We start from the raw sequence: 12,958 nt of genomic DNA, 5'->3' as shown, positions 1-12,958 counted from the left end.
CCTCTTCGGCCTCTCAACTCCAGTTTCGGACGCGCTACTTCTTGATCAATCCCTTCGACTCCAGATAGTCCCGGGCGACATCGGCTTCCTTCTGCCGCTCCACATCGACCTTCCGGTCGAGTTCCGCGAGGTCTTCCGTCGTCAGCGCCTTGGTCAGCTTCCCGAGCGCGTCGGCTATCTCCTTGTCGCCCGCGTCCTTCGCGTTCACAACCGGAAGGATGTTGTCCGCATTCTGCAGCTTCTTGTCGTCCTCAAGGGCCACAAGACCGAAGCTGTCGAGCGTCGCGTCGGTGGTCGTGGTCAGCACCACCTGGTCCGTGCCGTTCTTGACGGCCTGCTTGGACTGCGTGGTGCCGACGCCCTTGGGGTCGATTCCCGTGACGTCGATGCCGTACGTCTTCTTCAGTCCCGGAGCGCAGAAGGGCCGCGACTCGCATTCGTCACTCGCGGCGATCTTGACCTTCTCGCCGGACTTACCGAGATCCGAAAGCGTCTTGAGCTTGTGCTCCTTCGCGTATTCCTTGCTCACCGCGAACGAGTTCTGGTCGACCGCCTCACCGACGGGAAGGACCTTCAGGCCGCGCGGTTCGGCGAGCTTCTTCAGCGCGGTCACCGTGGCGTCCACGTCATTCGAGGCGACCGGCTTGGCCTTCGGGCCGTTCTTGCCGAGGTTGAGGAACTCGGCGAGCGTCGCCGCGTATTCGGGAGCGACGTCTATCGCGCCCTTCTTCAGCTCGGGTTCGTAGACCTCGCGGTTCTGGACGGTCTTGACCTCGGCGTCGTATCCGGCGTCCTCGAGGACGCCCACGTAGAGCTCGGCGAGCACCTTCTGCTCGGTGAAACGGGCCGAGCCGACGACGACCTTGCCCTTGCCGCCCGCCTTGTCCCCTTCGCCCTTGCCGTCCTTCTCCAGGCTGTCCCCGCCGCACGCGGTGAGCCCCGCGGTCAGCGCCACGACGGCCACGGCCGCCCCTGCCATCCGTCGCGCGCGACGCGTTGTGCTGTTCATCGGTGAACCACCATTTCGAAAGCCCTGGGAAACGAATGCCCTAGGAAACACTGGAAACTGCCGGTCGGAGCCCGCCGCGCGACTGCTCACCGCGCGACCCCCGATCGCCCACGCATGGGATTGAAGACCTTCCCCACCACGACGAGCACCACCTCCACGAAGAGCGCGAGCAGCGCCACGAGGAGCGCGCCCGCCACCACCTGGGGCGTGTTCTGCAGGTTGAACCCGGCCGTGATGATCCGGCCCAGGCCCCCCTCGCCCGCCATCGCGGCCAGCGTCGCCGTGGCGACGACCTGCACGCCCGCGGACCGGACACCCGTCATGACCAGGGGGTACGCCAAGGGCAGCTCGACCCGCGAGAACAGCTGGCGGCCGCTCATGCCCATCCCGCGCGCGGCCTCCACCACCGACCGGTCGACCTCGCGCATCCCGATGTACGCGTTGGTCAGCAGCGGCGGCACCGCGAACAGCACCAGCGCGATCAGCGTCGGGATGTCCCCGTGCTCGCCGAGCGGGGTGAGCGTGAGCAGCACGAGCACCGCGAGCGTCGGGACCGCACGGCCGACGTTCGAGATGTTCACCGCGAGGGCGCCGCCCTTGCCGATGTGGCCGAGGTACAGGGCGATCGGCAGCGCGATCAGGCACGCGACGGCGAGGCACACTCCGCTGAAGTAGAGGTGCTCGGCGAGGCGGTGCCACACCCCCTTCTCGCCCTGCCAGTTGGCGGCCGTGGTCAGCCAGTCGTACGCGCCGGTTATCGCGTTCATGCAGGTTCAGCCACCTTGGCCGGGCGCTCCGCGCGGGCGGGACGGTTCGTACGTATGCGGCGGACCCGGGTCCAGGGCGTCAGCCACCGCTGGAGGGCGAGGAGGAGCAGGTCGGCGACGACGGCGAGCAGCACGCAGAGCGCGGACGCGGTGAGCACCTGGGCCTTGAAGGTCGTGTCGAGGCCGTCGAGGATCAGTGATCCGAGGCCTCCGTAGTCGACGATCGCGCCTACGGTCGTCAGCGCCACCGTCGAGACCGTGGTGATCCGGACGCCGGCGAGCAACGCGGGAAGCGCGAGCGGCAGTTCCACCTCCCACAGCAGCCGCAGCGGGCCGTACCCCATCCCCTTGGCGGCGTCCCTGGCCTCCTCCGGCACGGCCTGGAGCCCCGCCAGGATGTTGCGCACCAGGATCGTCAGGGAGTAGAGCACGAGGCCCGTGACGACCAGCGAGGCCGAGAGCCCGAAGAAGGGCAGCAGGAGCGAGAACATGGCGAGCGAGGGGACCGTGTAGAGCACGGTCGTCACGCCGAGGATCGGGCCCGCGAGGAAGCGCCAGCGCCTGGCGAGCAGCGCGAGCGGCAGCGAGACGGCGACGCCGATGGCGACCGAGGCGGCGGTGATGCCCACGTGCTGCACGGTGGCGTCGATCAACTCCTGGCTGCGGGAGCTGACGTACTCCCCGCAGATCCAGTCGTTCGTCACCAGACAGTTCTGTTCGCTCATCCCGCCCCACTCCCCCCGAGTCTCTTTTCCTGAGGCCGTCTGGCGACCCTAACGCGGAGCACCGACAATCGCCGAGACTCGTCGTACTGGCGCAACATGGGCTTTACACAACGCCCGCAACAATGGGGAATCATGATCCGGTTCGAGCACGTCACCAAGCGGTACGAGGACGGCACCACCGCCGTCGACGACCTGTCCTTCGAGGTCGCCGAGGGCGAACTGGTCACGCTCGTCGGCCCGTCGGGCTGCGGCAAGACGACGACGATGAAGATGGTGAACCGTCTCATCGAGCCGACCGAGGGCCGGATATACGTCGAAGGTGATGACATATCCACCATCGACCCGGTCCAGCTCCGGCGCCGGATCGGCTACGTGATCCAGCAAGTCGGCCTCTTCCCGCACAAAACGGTCCTGGAGAACACGGCGACCGTCCCGCACCTCCTCGGTGTGAAGCGCGGCAGGGCCCGCGAGCGTGCCGCCGAACTCCTCGACCTGGTCGGCCTCGACCCCTCCGTCTTCGGCGACCGCTACCCCGAGCAGCTCTCCGGGGGCCAGCGCCAGCGGGTGGGCGTGGCCCGCGCGCTCGCGGCCGATCCGCCCGTGCTCCTGATGGACGAGCCGTTCGGCGCCGTCGACCCCGTGGTGCGCGAGCACCTGCAGAACGAGTTCCTCCGCCTCCAGCAGGCCGTCCGCAAGACCGTCCTCTTCGTCACGCACGACATCGAGGAGGCGGTCCGTCTCGGCGACCGGATGGCCGTCTACGGAGGGGGCCGCATCGAGCAGTTCGACACCCCGTCGACGATCCTGGGCGCACCGGCCAACGACTACGTGGCGGACTTCGTCGGCGCGGACCGCGGCCTCAAGCGCCTGTCCGTGACGCCCATCGAGGAGGGCGACCTGGAGCAGCCGCCCGTCCTGCACCTGGACGACCCGCTGCCCGCGAAGCTGGACGCCCGCTGGGCCGTCGTCCTGGACGGCGAGAACAACCTGCACGGCTGGATCTCCGCCGAGCACGCGCACGGCGGCCGGGGGACGGTCCGGGACCACGCGCGCCGCATGGAGGCCTGGCTGCCGGTGGGCGCCACCCTGAAGCAGGCGTTCGCGACGATGCTCCAGCACGACGCGGGCTGGATCGCGGTCATCGACAAGGACAGCGAGGGCCGCTTCCTCGGCGTCCTGACCCCGGCCCGGCTGCACGAGGCGCTGCGCAGGTCGACGGCCGCGGACGCACGTGACATCGCGCGCGGGGAGGTCCAGTTGGAGACCATCACGGCCATCGGCGGCAGCTGAGGCCCCGCTTGCCGTTCCTGGGCCCTACTTGCCGTTCAGCCGCCCGCTCATCCACTCCAGGGCGGCGGGAATCTCCCTGCGCCAGGTGTTGAAGTTGTGCCCGCCGCTGTCGAGCGTGATCGACGAGACCCTGGTGGGCGACTTCACCTTGTCGATGAACTTCTCGGTGTCCCCGTAGTTGTCCTCTCCTTGTTTGCTGGTGGTGACAAGGAGGGATGTCTTGGGCGCCGGCATGTGATCGAGGTACCACATGAGGTCGGCACGCCGCTCCAACTCCTTGTCGCCGTGGAAGAGATCGCCCGTCGTCACGTCGATGGGCGCCTTGTAGTACGCGGAGAGACCCACCCCCGCGGCGTACACGTCGGGGTGGTGCATGGCGAGCTTCAAGGCGCAGTAGCCGCCCGTGGAGTCGCCGATGACGCCCCAGCTCCCCTCGGTCCTGCCCGCCCTGTAGTGCTCGGAGATGGCGCCGGGCAGGTCCTTGGCGAAGAACGTCTCGGTCTGCGGGCCGCCGGGGACGTCCACGCACTCGGTGTCCCGCGGCGGCGCCACGGTGGGCCGCATCATGACCAGGACCATCGGCTGCGCCTTGTCCTTCCTGGCCAGCTCATGGGCGGTCTGCGGGTAGTGCAGGCCCTTGATCAGCGCCTGGGCGGTGCCGGGATAGCCGGTCAGGACCACCGACACCGGGAACGTGCGGTTCTTGTACCTCGGCTGGAAGTACTCGGGCGGCAGGTAGACGTAGGCGGGGCTCGCTATGTCCGCCTCCTTCCCGCTGATGACGACCTTCTGGATCTGGCCCCCGGTCGAGGGCCTGCCGCCACCGGGCACGTTGACGGGCCGGGTGCTGCGTACGTCGACGGGTGTCTCGCCCTTGGCGGGATCGTGGTCGACGACGACACCGGGGCTCGTCTCCTGGCCGAACAGGTCCGCCCACGTGGCGTAGAAGCCGAACGCCTGATTGGCGGCAACGCCGACCGAGGCGAAGATCGCCAACTGGGTGGCGATGAGCAGCGCGATACGGCCGGTGACGGTCCGCCAGTTCTGGCGGGCCAGCCGTGGCCAGAGCCAGACCGTGCCGATGAACAGCACGGCGGCGAGGACCACCGCCAACGCGAGAAGCTTGTTGCTCGTCAGACCCATGGGGCGTTCTGCCTGCGCTTTCTGCCTGTTCCGTCGTTCTTTTTCCGGCGGTTTTCCGGTCGGGAGTGAACCCGAGCCCCGGAAGGACCGTCCTAGAGGGCGCAATGTCGCCGGATGCCGTTTTGGTGCCGGAATCAAGCTCTCTCGCAGAACCACGGGATGCGATGTCTGTCAGGATAGATGCGGAAATGTCGGGTGGGGTTCCGGACAGTGAGGGCAGCCGCCCCGAAGGCCGGCGCCGTACCGGAGGGCTCCGCGACGGCAGCCACAGCAGACTCGGCCGACTGCTGCGCGGCCCCCGCCCCGAGGCCGTACCCACCCTCGTCGCCCGCGCCTGCACCCTCGTGGGCCTGCTGAATGTAGCCGCAGGCGTCTTCCCGCGTTTCCGCTACAGCCGCATGCACGCGCTCGCCGAGGTCCTGCCCGGCGCGCTCGGCCCCTTCGCCGCCGCCCTCGCGCTCAGCTCGGGCGTCCTGTTGCTGCTGCTCGCGCACGGGCTGCGCCGCCACAAGCGGCGGGCCTGGCGGGCCGCCGTGGTGCTGCTCCCGGCAGGTGCCGTGGCGCAGTTCGCCTACCGGCACTCCGTCATCGGCGTCCTCATCTCGCTCGCGCTCCTGACGCTGCTGCTGCGCCACCGAAGTGAGTTCGCCGCGCTGCCCGATCCGCGCAGCCGCTGGCGGGCGCTCGCCAACTTCGTGCTCCTGGGGGCCGGTTCCATCGCGCTCGGCCTGGTGATCGTCAGCGTGCACCCCGGCAAGGTCATCGGGGACCCGAGCATCACCGACCGCCTCGCGCACGTCCTGTACGGCCTGTTCGGCCTCGAAGGGCCGGTCGACTACTACGGGCGGACGTCCTGGACGGTCGCCTACTCCCTGGGCGCCCTGGGCCTGCTCACCGCGATCACCACCATCTATCTGGCCTTCCGCCCCGAACACCCGGCCGCACGCCTCACCGAGGACGACGAGACGAAGCTGCGCGCCCTGCTCGACAAGCACGGCGCCCGCGACTCGCTGGGCCACTTCGCGCTCCGCCGCGACAAGGGCGCCGTCTTCTCCCCCAGCGGCAAGGCGGCGGTCACCTACCGCGTCGTCTCCGGGGTGATGCTCGCCAGCGGCGACCCGATCGGCGACGTGGAGGCCTGGCCCGGCGCGATCGAACGCTTCATGGACGAGGCCAAGGCCCACTCCTGGACGCCGGCCGTCATGGGCTGCTCCGAGACGGGCGGCGAGGTCTGGACCCGCGAGACCGGCCTGGACGCCCTCGAACTGGGCGACGAGGCGGTGGTGGATGTCGCGGATTTCTCCCTGTCCGGGCGTGCGATGCGCAACGTACGCCAGATGGTCAAGCGGATCGAGCGCGGTGGCTACGAGACGCGCGTACGGCGGGTGCGTGACCTCGGGGAGCGCGAACTGGAGCGGATACAGCGCGCCGCCGACGACTGGCGGGGCACCGACACCGAACGCGGCTTCTCCATGGCGCTCGGCCGCATCGGCGACCCGGACGACGGCGACTGTCTGATCGCCACCGCCCACAAGGCCGACGACGAACCGGGTCCCTACGGAGACCTCAAGGCCGTCCTCCACTTCGTCCCCTGGGGCAAGGACGGCGTCTCCCTGGACCTCATGCGCCGCGACCGCACCGCCGACCCCGGCATGAACGAGCTGCTCATCGTGGCCGCCCTCCAGGCCGCCCCCAAGCTCGGCATAGCCCGTGTCTCGCTCAACTTCGCGATGTTCCGCGCGGCCCTCGCCCGCGGCGAGAAGATCGGCGCGGGCCCGGTCCTGCGCGCCTGGCGCGGCCTGCTCGTCTTCCTGTCGCGCTGGTTCCAGATCGAGTCCCTGTACAAGTTCAACGCGAAGTTCCGCCCCCGCTGGGAGCCCCGCTTCGTCGTCTACCGCTCCTCCAAGGACCTCCCCCGCATCGGCATCGCGGCCATGCAGGCCGAGGGCTTCGTGACCCTGACGCTGCCCCGTTTCCTGCGCAGGGGGAGCGCGCAGCGCCGCCCCTGCCCGCACCGCACGGCAGAGCACGAGGTCCGGGCGGCATAGAGCCCGCCCGCACGGGCCTAGGCTGGAGGCATGAGTACGTTGAGCGGGCGGGGATCGGTCGAAGGGCTGCCCCAGTGGGGCCGCTGTGCGGTCATGGGGGTCGTGAACGTGACCCCCGACTCCTTCTCCGACGGAGGCCGCTGGTTCGACACCACGGCCGCGGTCAAACACGGCATCGACCTGGTCGCCCAAGGCGCCGACCTGGTCGACGTGGGCGGCGAGTCGACCCGTCCCGGAGCCCCGCGCGTCGACGAGGACGAAGAGCTGCGGCGCGTGATCCCCGTCGTGCGGGGCCTGGCGGCCGAGGGCGTGACGGTGTCCGTGGACACCATGCGCGCCACCGTCGCCGAGCAGGCGCTCGCCGCGGGCGCCGTCCTGGTGAACGACGTCAGCGGCGGCCTCGCCGACGCGCGCATGGTCCCCGCGGTCGCCGCCGCCGGGGCGCCCTTCGTGGTGATGCACTGGCGCGGCTTCCTCACCGACATCCACGCCAAGCCCGACTACGAGGACGTCGTCTCCGAAGTCGTCGACGAGCTCCACGCGCGCGTGCAGGCGGCCATCGAGGGCGGCATCGCCCCCGAGCGCATCGTCGTCGACCCGGGCCTCGGCTTCTCCAAGGACGTCGAGCACGACCTGGCGCTCCTGGGCAGCCTCGACCGGCTGCGTGAGCTCGGCCACCCGATCCTGGTCGCCGCCTCCCGCAAGCGTTTCCTCGGCCGGGTGCTCGCGGGCCCCGCGGGCGCGCCGCCGCCCGCCCGCGAGCGCGACGCCGCCACCGCCGCGGTCTCCGCCATCGCCGCCCACCAGGGCGCCTGGGCGGTCCGTGTGCACGAGGTGCGGGCCACCGCCGACGCCGTCCGTGTCGCCCACGCCGTGACCAGCGCGGCGGGCGGTCCACAGTGACCAGGGCCAGGACCGACGTGGAGCAGGTCGAGCTGGCCAACACGGCCTTCTACGAAGCTCTGGAGCGCGGCGACTTCGACGAGCTCTCCGACCTCTGGCTGGACACGGACGCCGCCCCGGAGACGGAGCCGGACGACCCCGAAGGCCGGGACGACGAGGACATCGCGGACGACGGCGAGGAAGCCCCGATCTCCTGCGTGCACCCCGGCTGGCCGGTCCTCACCGGCCGCGGCGAGGTCCTCAGGTCGTACGCGCTGATCATGGCGAACACCGAGTACATCCAGTTCTTCCTGACCGACGTGCACGTCGGGGTCGCCGGTGACACCGCCCTGGTGACCTGCACGGAGAACATCCTCAGCGGCGGCCCGCCGCCCGAGGGAGGCGGTGAACTCGGCCCGCTCGTGGGCCAGCTCGTCGTCGCCACCAATGTGTTCCGCCGCACAGTCGACGGATGGAAGCTCTGGTCGCACCACGCCTCACCCGTACTCGCCGAAACCGACGACGAAGAGGGCGAGGACTCGCCCTCCTGAGTGGGTAGGGGCGATTCCAGTAGCCCCCGCGGGCAAGGAGTGTCAGTGCCCGCAGGTAGATTCGATCGAGGCTGGTGTGCCGACCGCACTCGGTGCAGGCCTGCCGATAACGACGATTGCAGGAGTGATTCGCGTGGATCGTGTCGCGCTGCGCGGCCTCAAGGCCCGTGGGCACCACGGTGTCTTTCCTCGGGAACGCGAAGAGGGCCAGACCTTCATCGTGGACCTTGTCCTTGGCCTGGACACCCGTGCGGCCGCCGCCGACGACGACCTGGCGAAGACCGTGCACTACGGCGTCGTGGCCGAGGAGGTGGTGGCCGCCGTCGAGGGCGACCCCGTGGACCTCATCGAGACCCTCGCCGAGCGCATCGCCCAGACGTGTCTGAAGCACGAAGGAGTCCTGGAGGTCGAGGTGTGCGTCCACAAACCGGACGCCCCGATCACCGTCCCCTTCGACGACGTGACCGTCACCATCACCCGGAGCCGAGTATGACCGCGTTTTCCACGCAAGGGCAGAGCGACCCGACCGTCCAGCCGGTGCCCACCGCCGTCGTGGAACAGGTCGACGCCGCCGACACCACCCTCTCCAACCCCAAACGCGCCGTGATCTCCCTCGGCAGCAATCTCGGCAACCGCCTGGAGACGCTGCAGGGCGCCATCGACGCCCTGGAGGACACCCCCGGCCTGCGGGTCAAGGCGGTCTCTCCGGTGTACGAGACGGAGCCCTGGGGCGTCGAGCCCGACACCCAGCCCTCGTACTTCAACGCGGTGGTCGTGGTGAAGACGACCCTGCCGCCCTCCTCGCTCCTGGAGCGGGCGCACGCGATCGAGGAGGCCTTCCACCGCGTACGGGACGAGCGCTGGGCCGCCCGCACGATCGACGTCGACATCGTGGCGTACGCGGAGATCGTCTCGGACGACCCGGACCTCACGCTCCCCCACCCGCGCGCGCATGAACGTGCCTTCGTCCTCGCCCCCTGGCACGACGTGGAGCCCGAGGCCCAGCTGGCGGGACGCGGCGCGGTCGCCGACCTGCTCACCAAGATCACCCGGGACGGCGTCGCACCCCGTGTCGACCTGGAACTCCGCCTGCCCGAGTAATCGTTAGGGTCTATCGGACCCGCACGACGACAAGCGGGTCCGTACGACACCGAGACGACGAAGGGTCATCCGTGAAGCAGCTGCGCATCAGGACACTGGCCGGCCTCTTCCTGGTGGCCGGGGTGCTGTCCTGGGCGGGCGCCCGGCTGTGGGACTCCGTCGGCACACTGCCGCGGGTCCCGCTGGCCGCGCCCATCGTGCTCGCGGTCATCGCCGTGGTGCTGCTCGCCACGGCGCTCTCCCTGCGCTCCCGCCTGCGCGCCCAGCGCGAGCGGCGCCCGGGGGCCAAGGGCGTCGAGCCGATGATGGCCGCCCGCGCCGTCGTCTTCGGCCAGGCGAGCGCCCTGGTCGCCGCCCTGGTCGCCGGGATGTACGGCGGCACGGGCGCCTTCCTCCTGGAGTACCTGGACGTTCCGTCCCGCCGCGACCAGGCGATCTACGCCGGGCTCTCCCTGCTGGCCGGCATCGCGGTGATAGCGGCCGCCTTCTTCATGGAGCGGGTGTGCAGGCTCCCCGAGGACGACGACGAGAGCGGCGGGACCGAGGCCACGGCCGCCTAGGCGGCCCGTACGGCCACTAACGCGCCATGATCAGGCTCATCGCCTCGGCGCGCGTCGCGGGGTCACGCAGCTGGCCGCGCACCGCCGAGGTGATCGTCTTGGCGCCCGGCTTCCGCACCCCTCGCATGGTCATGCACATGTGCTCGCACTCGACGACGACGATGACGCCGCGCGGTTCGAGGATCTCCATCAACGAGTCCGCCACCTGCGTCGTCAGCCGCTCCTGGACCTGCGGACGGCGTGCGTAGACGTCCACGAGGCGGGCGAGCTTGGACAGCCCGGTGATCTTGCCGTCGGACGACGGGATGTAGCCGACGTGCGCGACGCCGTGGAAGGGCACCAGGTGGTGCTCGCAGGAGCTCTGCACCTCGATGTCCTTCACCAGGACCATCTCGTCGTGGCCGAGATCGAACGTCGTCGTCAGGACGTCCTCCGCCTTCAGCCACAGACCGCCGAATATCTCCTTGTACGCGCGCGCCACGCGGCCCGGAGTCTCCCGCAGACCCTCGCGGTCCGGGTCCTCGCCGACCGCGATCAGCAGTTCGCGCACGGCGTTCTCGGCTCGCTTCTCGTCGAACTCGCCGATCGTGCCCTCGCCGTCCAGCGTCACGGGGTCGGTCATGTGTGCCTCGTTCCTAGCGTTCCGCGCATCGGTTGCGTCGGTGCGTACGAAAAAACTGCGCCCCCCAGGCTAGAACCAGGGGGGCGCAGCTTCCATTCCGGGCCTGTTGAGGCTGCCGGGATCAGCTCTCGGGGCGATCCTTCTTGGTCACCTCGACGGGCGTATCCGTCGGACCCGCGGTCACCGCGGGCGTCGCGCCGTTCGCACCGTTCGTCAGTGACAGCTCCCGGGGGGAGAGCACCGGCGGGCGGGTCGAGGGCGTGCGCCGCGAGGAACCGGTCCACGCCGGGCGGGCCGGGCGCTTCACGATGCCGGAGAAGACCTCGGCGATCTGCTCCTTGTTCAGGGTCTCCTTCTCGAGGAGCTGGAGGACCAGGTTGTCGAGAACGTCGCGGTTCTCGACGAGGATCTCCCAGGCCTCGTTGTGCGCGGTCTCGATGAGCTTCTTGACCTCTTCGTCGACCAGCGCCGCGACCTCTTCCGAGTAGTCGCGCGGATGACCCATCTCGCGGCCGAGGAACGGCTCGGTGTTGTCGCCACCGAACTTGATCGCGCCGAGCCGCTCGGTCATGCCGTACTGCGTGACCATGGCCCGCGCGGTCGCGGTGGCCTTCTCGATGTCGTTCGCCGCACCCGTCGTCGGGTCGTGGAAGACGAGCTCCTCGGCCGCGCGCCCGCCCAGCATGTACGCCAGCTGGTCGAGCATTTCGTTGCGCGTGGTCGAGTACTTGTCCTCTTCGGGCAGGACCATGGTGTAACCCAGGGCCCGGCCGCGCGACAGGATCGTGATCTTGTGGACCGGGTCCGAGTTCGGAGACGCCGCCGCGACCAGGGCGTGTCCGCCCTCGTGGTACGCGGTGATCTTCTTCTCCTTGTCGGACATGATCCGCGTCCGCTTCTGCGGACCCGCCACGACGCGGTCGATCGCCTCGTCCAGTGCGTGGTTGTCGATCAGCTTCTTGTCGCCGCGCGCCGTGAGGAGCGCCGCTTCGTTCAGCACGTTCGACAGGTCGGCACCGGTGAAGCCCGGCGTACGCCGGGAGACCGCGCCCAGGTCGACGTCCGGGGCGACCGGCTTGCCCTTCTGGTGAACCTTGAGGATCTCCAGACGGCCCAGCATGTCCGGACGGTCGACCGCGATCTGACGGTCGAAACGGCCGGGACGCAGGAGCGCCGGGTCGAGGATGTCGGGGCGGTTCGTGGCGGCGATCAGGATGACGCCACCCTTCACGTCGAAACCGTCCATCTCGACCAGCAGCTGGTTCAGCGTCTGCTCGCGCTCGTCGTGACCGCCGCCCATACCGGCACCGCGGTGCCGGCCGACGGCGTCGATCTCGTCGACGAAGACGATCGCCGGGGCGTTCGCCTTGGCCTGCTCGAAGAGGTCACGCACACGCGAGGCGCCGACACCGACGAACATCTCGACGAAGTCGGAACCGGAGATCGAGTAGAAGGGGACGCCGGCCTCACCCGCGACAGCACGCGCGAGGAGCGTCTTACCCGTGCCGGGCGGCCCGTAGAGGAGCACACCCTTGGGGATCTTGGCCCCGACGGCCTGGAACTTCGCCGGCTCCTGGAGGAACTCCTTGATCTCGTGGAGCTCCTCGACGGCCTCGTCAGAACCGGCGACGTCGGAGAACGTCGTCTTCGGGGTGTCCTTGGTGATGAGCTTGGCCTTGGACTTCCCGAACTGCATGACGCGGGAGCCGCCGCCCTGCATCTGATTCATCAGGAACAGGAAGACGACGACGATGAGTACGAAGGGGAGCAGGGAAAGCAGGATGCCGACGAACGGGTTCTGCTTCGACTCCGAGACGGTGTAACCGTCCGGGATCTTCTTGTCCTCGAACTTCTCCTGCAAGGTGTTGGCGATGGCGACGCCTTGGTCGCCGATGTAGCTCGCCTGGATCTTGCTGCTGTCCTTGACCTTCTGGCCATCCTTGAGCTCGACCTTGACGGTCCGCTCGTCACCGGTGGTGATTTTGGCGGATTCAACCTTGTCGTCGTTGATCGCCTGCACTACCTGGCCGGTGTCCACCGTTTTGTAGCCGCCGGACGAACCGACGACCTGCATCAACACGACCACGGCAAGGACGGCCAGCACGATCCACATGACTGGCCCACGGAAGTATCGCTTCACGTCCATCCATACGGAGCGATGACGCCCCGTCCCTCCTGCCATAGTGAGTTTGATAAAGACTGTTCTTCGGACGGTACCCCAGCATTGTCACCCGAGGCCGCACGGGACGGCTGATAAACC

General features: G+C 69.2%; 13 protein-coding genes. 7 read left to right on the top strand and 6 right to left on the bottom strand.

Annotation, left to right across the window (positions count from 1 at the left end; genetic code table 11):
- Positions 1–34 precede the first annotated feature (34 nt).
- The 3 genes from ACFUPX_RS19450 to ACFUPX_RS19440 form a co-directional block, all read right to left on the bottom strand.
- Positions 35–1,009, bottom strand: coding sequence for an ABC transporter substrate-binding protein (locus tag ACFUPX_RS19450; protein ID WP_383323564.1), 975 nt, complete (start codon positions 1,007–1,009; stop codon positions 35–37).
- An 86-nt stretch (positions 1,010–1,095) separates the two neighbouring features.
- Entirely contained in the window at positions 1,096–1,776 is a 681-nt protein-coding gene (locus tag ACFUPX_RS19445) for an ABC transporter permease (protein ID WP_383323561.1), read from the bottom strand.
- Positions 1,773–2,501 carry an ABC transporter permease gene (locus tag ACFUPX_RS19440; RefSeq protein ID WP_383323558.1) on the bottom strand — a complete coding sequence of 243 codons (729 nt, stop codon included), beginning with the start codon at positions 2,499–2,501 and terminating at the stop codon, positions 1,773–1,775. Before ACFUPX_RS19440 ends, ACFUPX_RS19445 begins: the two co-directional genes overlap by 4 nt.
- Positions 2,502–2,633: 132 nt before the next feature.
- Between ACFUPX_RS19440 and ACFUPX_RS19435 the strand changes: the two genes are divergently transcribed.
- Positions 2,634–3,791, top strand: a complete 1,158-nt coding sequence (locus tag ACFUPX_RS19435) for an ABC transporter ATP-binding protein (protein WP_383323555.1) — start codon at positions 2,634–2,636, stop codon at positions 3,789–3,791.
- Between the two features lie 24 nt (positions 3,792–3,815).
- Here the strand turns inward: ACFUPX_RS19435 and ACFUPX_RS19430 are convergent, their stop codons facing one another.
- Positions 3,816–4,934, bottom strand: coding sequence for an alpha/beta hydrolase (locus tag ACFUPX_RS19430; protein ID WP_383323552.1), 1,119 nt, complete (start codon positions 4,932–4,934; stop codon positions 3,816–3,818).
- Positions 4,935–5,098: 164 nt separating this feature from the next.
- Here ACFUPX_RS19430 and ACFUPX_RS19425 point away from each other — a divergent pair, with 164 nt between their 5' ends.
- From ACFUPX_RS19425 to ACFUPX_RS19400, 6 genes are all read left to right on the top strand, one after another.
- Positions 5,099–6,982: a phosphatidylglycerol lysyltransferase domain-containing protein gene (locus ACFUPX_RS19425; RefSeq protein ID WP_383323550.1), complete on the top strand. Its 1,884-nt coding sequence runs from the start codon at positions 5,099–5,101 to the stop codon at positions 6,980–6,982.
- Between the two features lie 30 nt (positions 6,983–7,012).
- Positions 7,013–7,885, top strand: coding sequence for a dihydropteroate synthase (folP, locus tag ACFUPX_RS19420; RefSeq protein WP_383323547.1), 873 nt, complete (start codon positions 7,013–7,015; stop codon positions 7,883–7,885).
- A complete protein-coding gene (locus ACFUPX_RS19415) occupies positions 7,882–8,415 on the top strand; it encodes a nuclear transport factor 2 family protein (protein WP_383323544.1) in 534 nt (177 codons plus the stop codon). Before folP ends, ACFUPX_RS19415 begins: the two co-directional genes overlap by 4 nt.
- A gap of 133 nt (positions 8,416–8,548) precedes the next feature.
- Entirely contained in the window at positions 8,549–8,908 is a 360-nt protein-coding gene (folB, locus tag ACFUPX_RS19410) for a dihydroneopterin aldolase (RefSeq protein ID WP_160506392.1), read from the top strand.
- Positions 8,905–9,516, top strand: a complete 612-nt coding sequence (gene folK, locus ACFUPX_RS19405) for a 2-amino-4-hydroxy-6-hydroxymethyldihydropteridine diphosphokinase (protein WP_383323540.1) — start codon at positions 8,905–8,907, stop codon at positions 9,514–9,516. The genes folB and folK overlap by 4 nt, the downstream gene beginning before the upstream one ends.
- A 71-nt stretch (positions 9,517–9,587) precedes the next feature.
- Positions 9,588–10,076, top strand: a complete 489-nt coding sequence (locus ACFUPX_RS19400; protein ID WP_383323537.1) for a DUF3180 domain-containing protein — start codon at positions 9,588–9,590, stop codon at positions 10,074–10,076.
- A 16-nt stretch (positions 10,077–10,092) separates the two neighbouring features.
- On the opposite strand, the gene folE is transcribed toward ACFUPX_RS19400, so the two are convergent.
- Together folE and ftsH are read right to left on the bottom strand one after the other, a co-directional pair.
- Positions 10,093–10,698: a GTP cyclohydrolase I FolE gene (folE, locus tag ACFUPX_RS19395; RefSeq protein ID WP_383323534.1), complete on the bottom strand. Its 606-nt coding sequence runs from the start codon at positions 10,696–10,698 to the stop codon at positions 10,093–10,095.
- Between the two features lie 121 nt (positions 10,699–10,819).
- A complete protein-coding gene (gene ftsH / locus ACFUPX_RS19390) occupies positions 10,820–12,844 on the bottom strand; it encodes an ATP-dependent zinc metalloprotease FtsH (RefSeq protein WP_383323531.1) in 2,025 nt (674 codons plus the stop codon).
- Positions 12,845–12,958 lie beyond the last annotated feature (114 nt).

This window comes from Streptomyces sp. NPDC057302 (genome assembly GCF_042667685.1).
Lineage (GTDB): Bacteria > Actinomycetota > Actinomycetes > Streptomycetales > Streptomycetaceae > Streptomyces.
Note: the sequence above shows the minus strand (reverse complement) of the source record. Positions and strands in the feature narration are given on the sequence as shown.

Bases quoted from the DNA above. Each gene is read 5' to 3' on its own strand.
- ACFUPX_RS19450 (WP_383323564.1), bottom strand. From the start codon at position 1,009: ATGAACAGCACAACGCGTCGCGCGCGACGGATGGCAGGGGCGGCCGTG.
- ACFUPX_RS19445 (WP_383323561.1), bottom strand. From the start codon at position 1,776: ATGAACGCGATAACCGGCGCGTACGACTGGCTGACCACGGCCGCCAAC.
- ACFUPX_RS19440 (WP_383323558.1), bottom strand. From the start codon at position 2,501: ATGAGCGAACAGAACTGTCTGGTGACGAACGACTGGATCTGCGGGGAG.
- ACFUPX_RS19435 (WP_383323555.1), top strand. From the start codon at position 2,634: ATGATCCGGTTCGAGCACGTCACCAAGCGGTACGAGGACGGCACCACC.
- ACFUPX_RS19430 (WP_383323552.1), bottom strand. From the start codon at position 4,934: ATGGGTCTGACGAGCAACAAGCTTCTCGCGTTGGCGGTGGTCCTCGCC.
- ACFUPX_RS19425 (WP_383323550.1), top strand. From the start codon at position 5,099: ATGTCTGTCAGGATAGATGCGGAAATGTCGGGTGGGGTTCCGGACAGT.
- folP (WP_383323547.1), top strand. From the start codon at position 7,013: ATGAGTACGTTGAGCGGGCGGGGATCGGTCGAAGGGCTGCCCCAGTGG.
- folK (WP_383323540.1), top strand. From the start codon at position 8,905: ATGACCGCGTTTTCCACGCAAGGGCAGAGCGACCCGACCGTCCAGCCG.
- folE (WP_383323534.1), bottom strand. From the start codon at position 10,698: ATGACCGACCCCGTGACGCTGGACGGCGAGGGCACGATCGGCGAGTTC.
- ftsH (WP_383323531.1), bottom strand. From the start codon at position 12,844: ATGGACGTGAAGCGATACTTCCGTGGGCCAGTCATGTGGATCGTGCTG.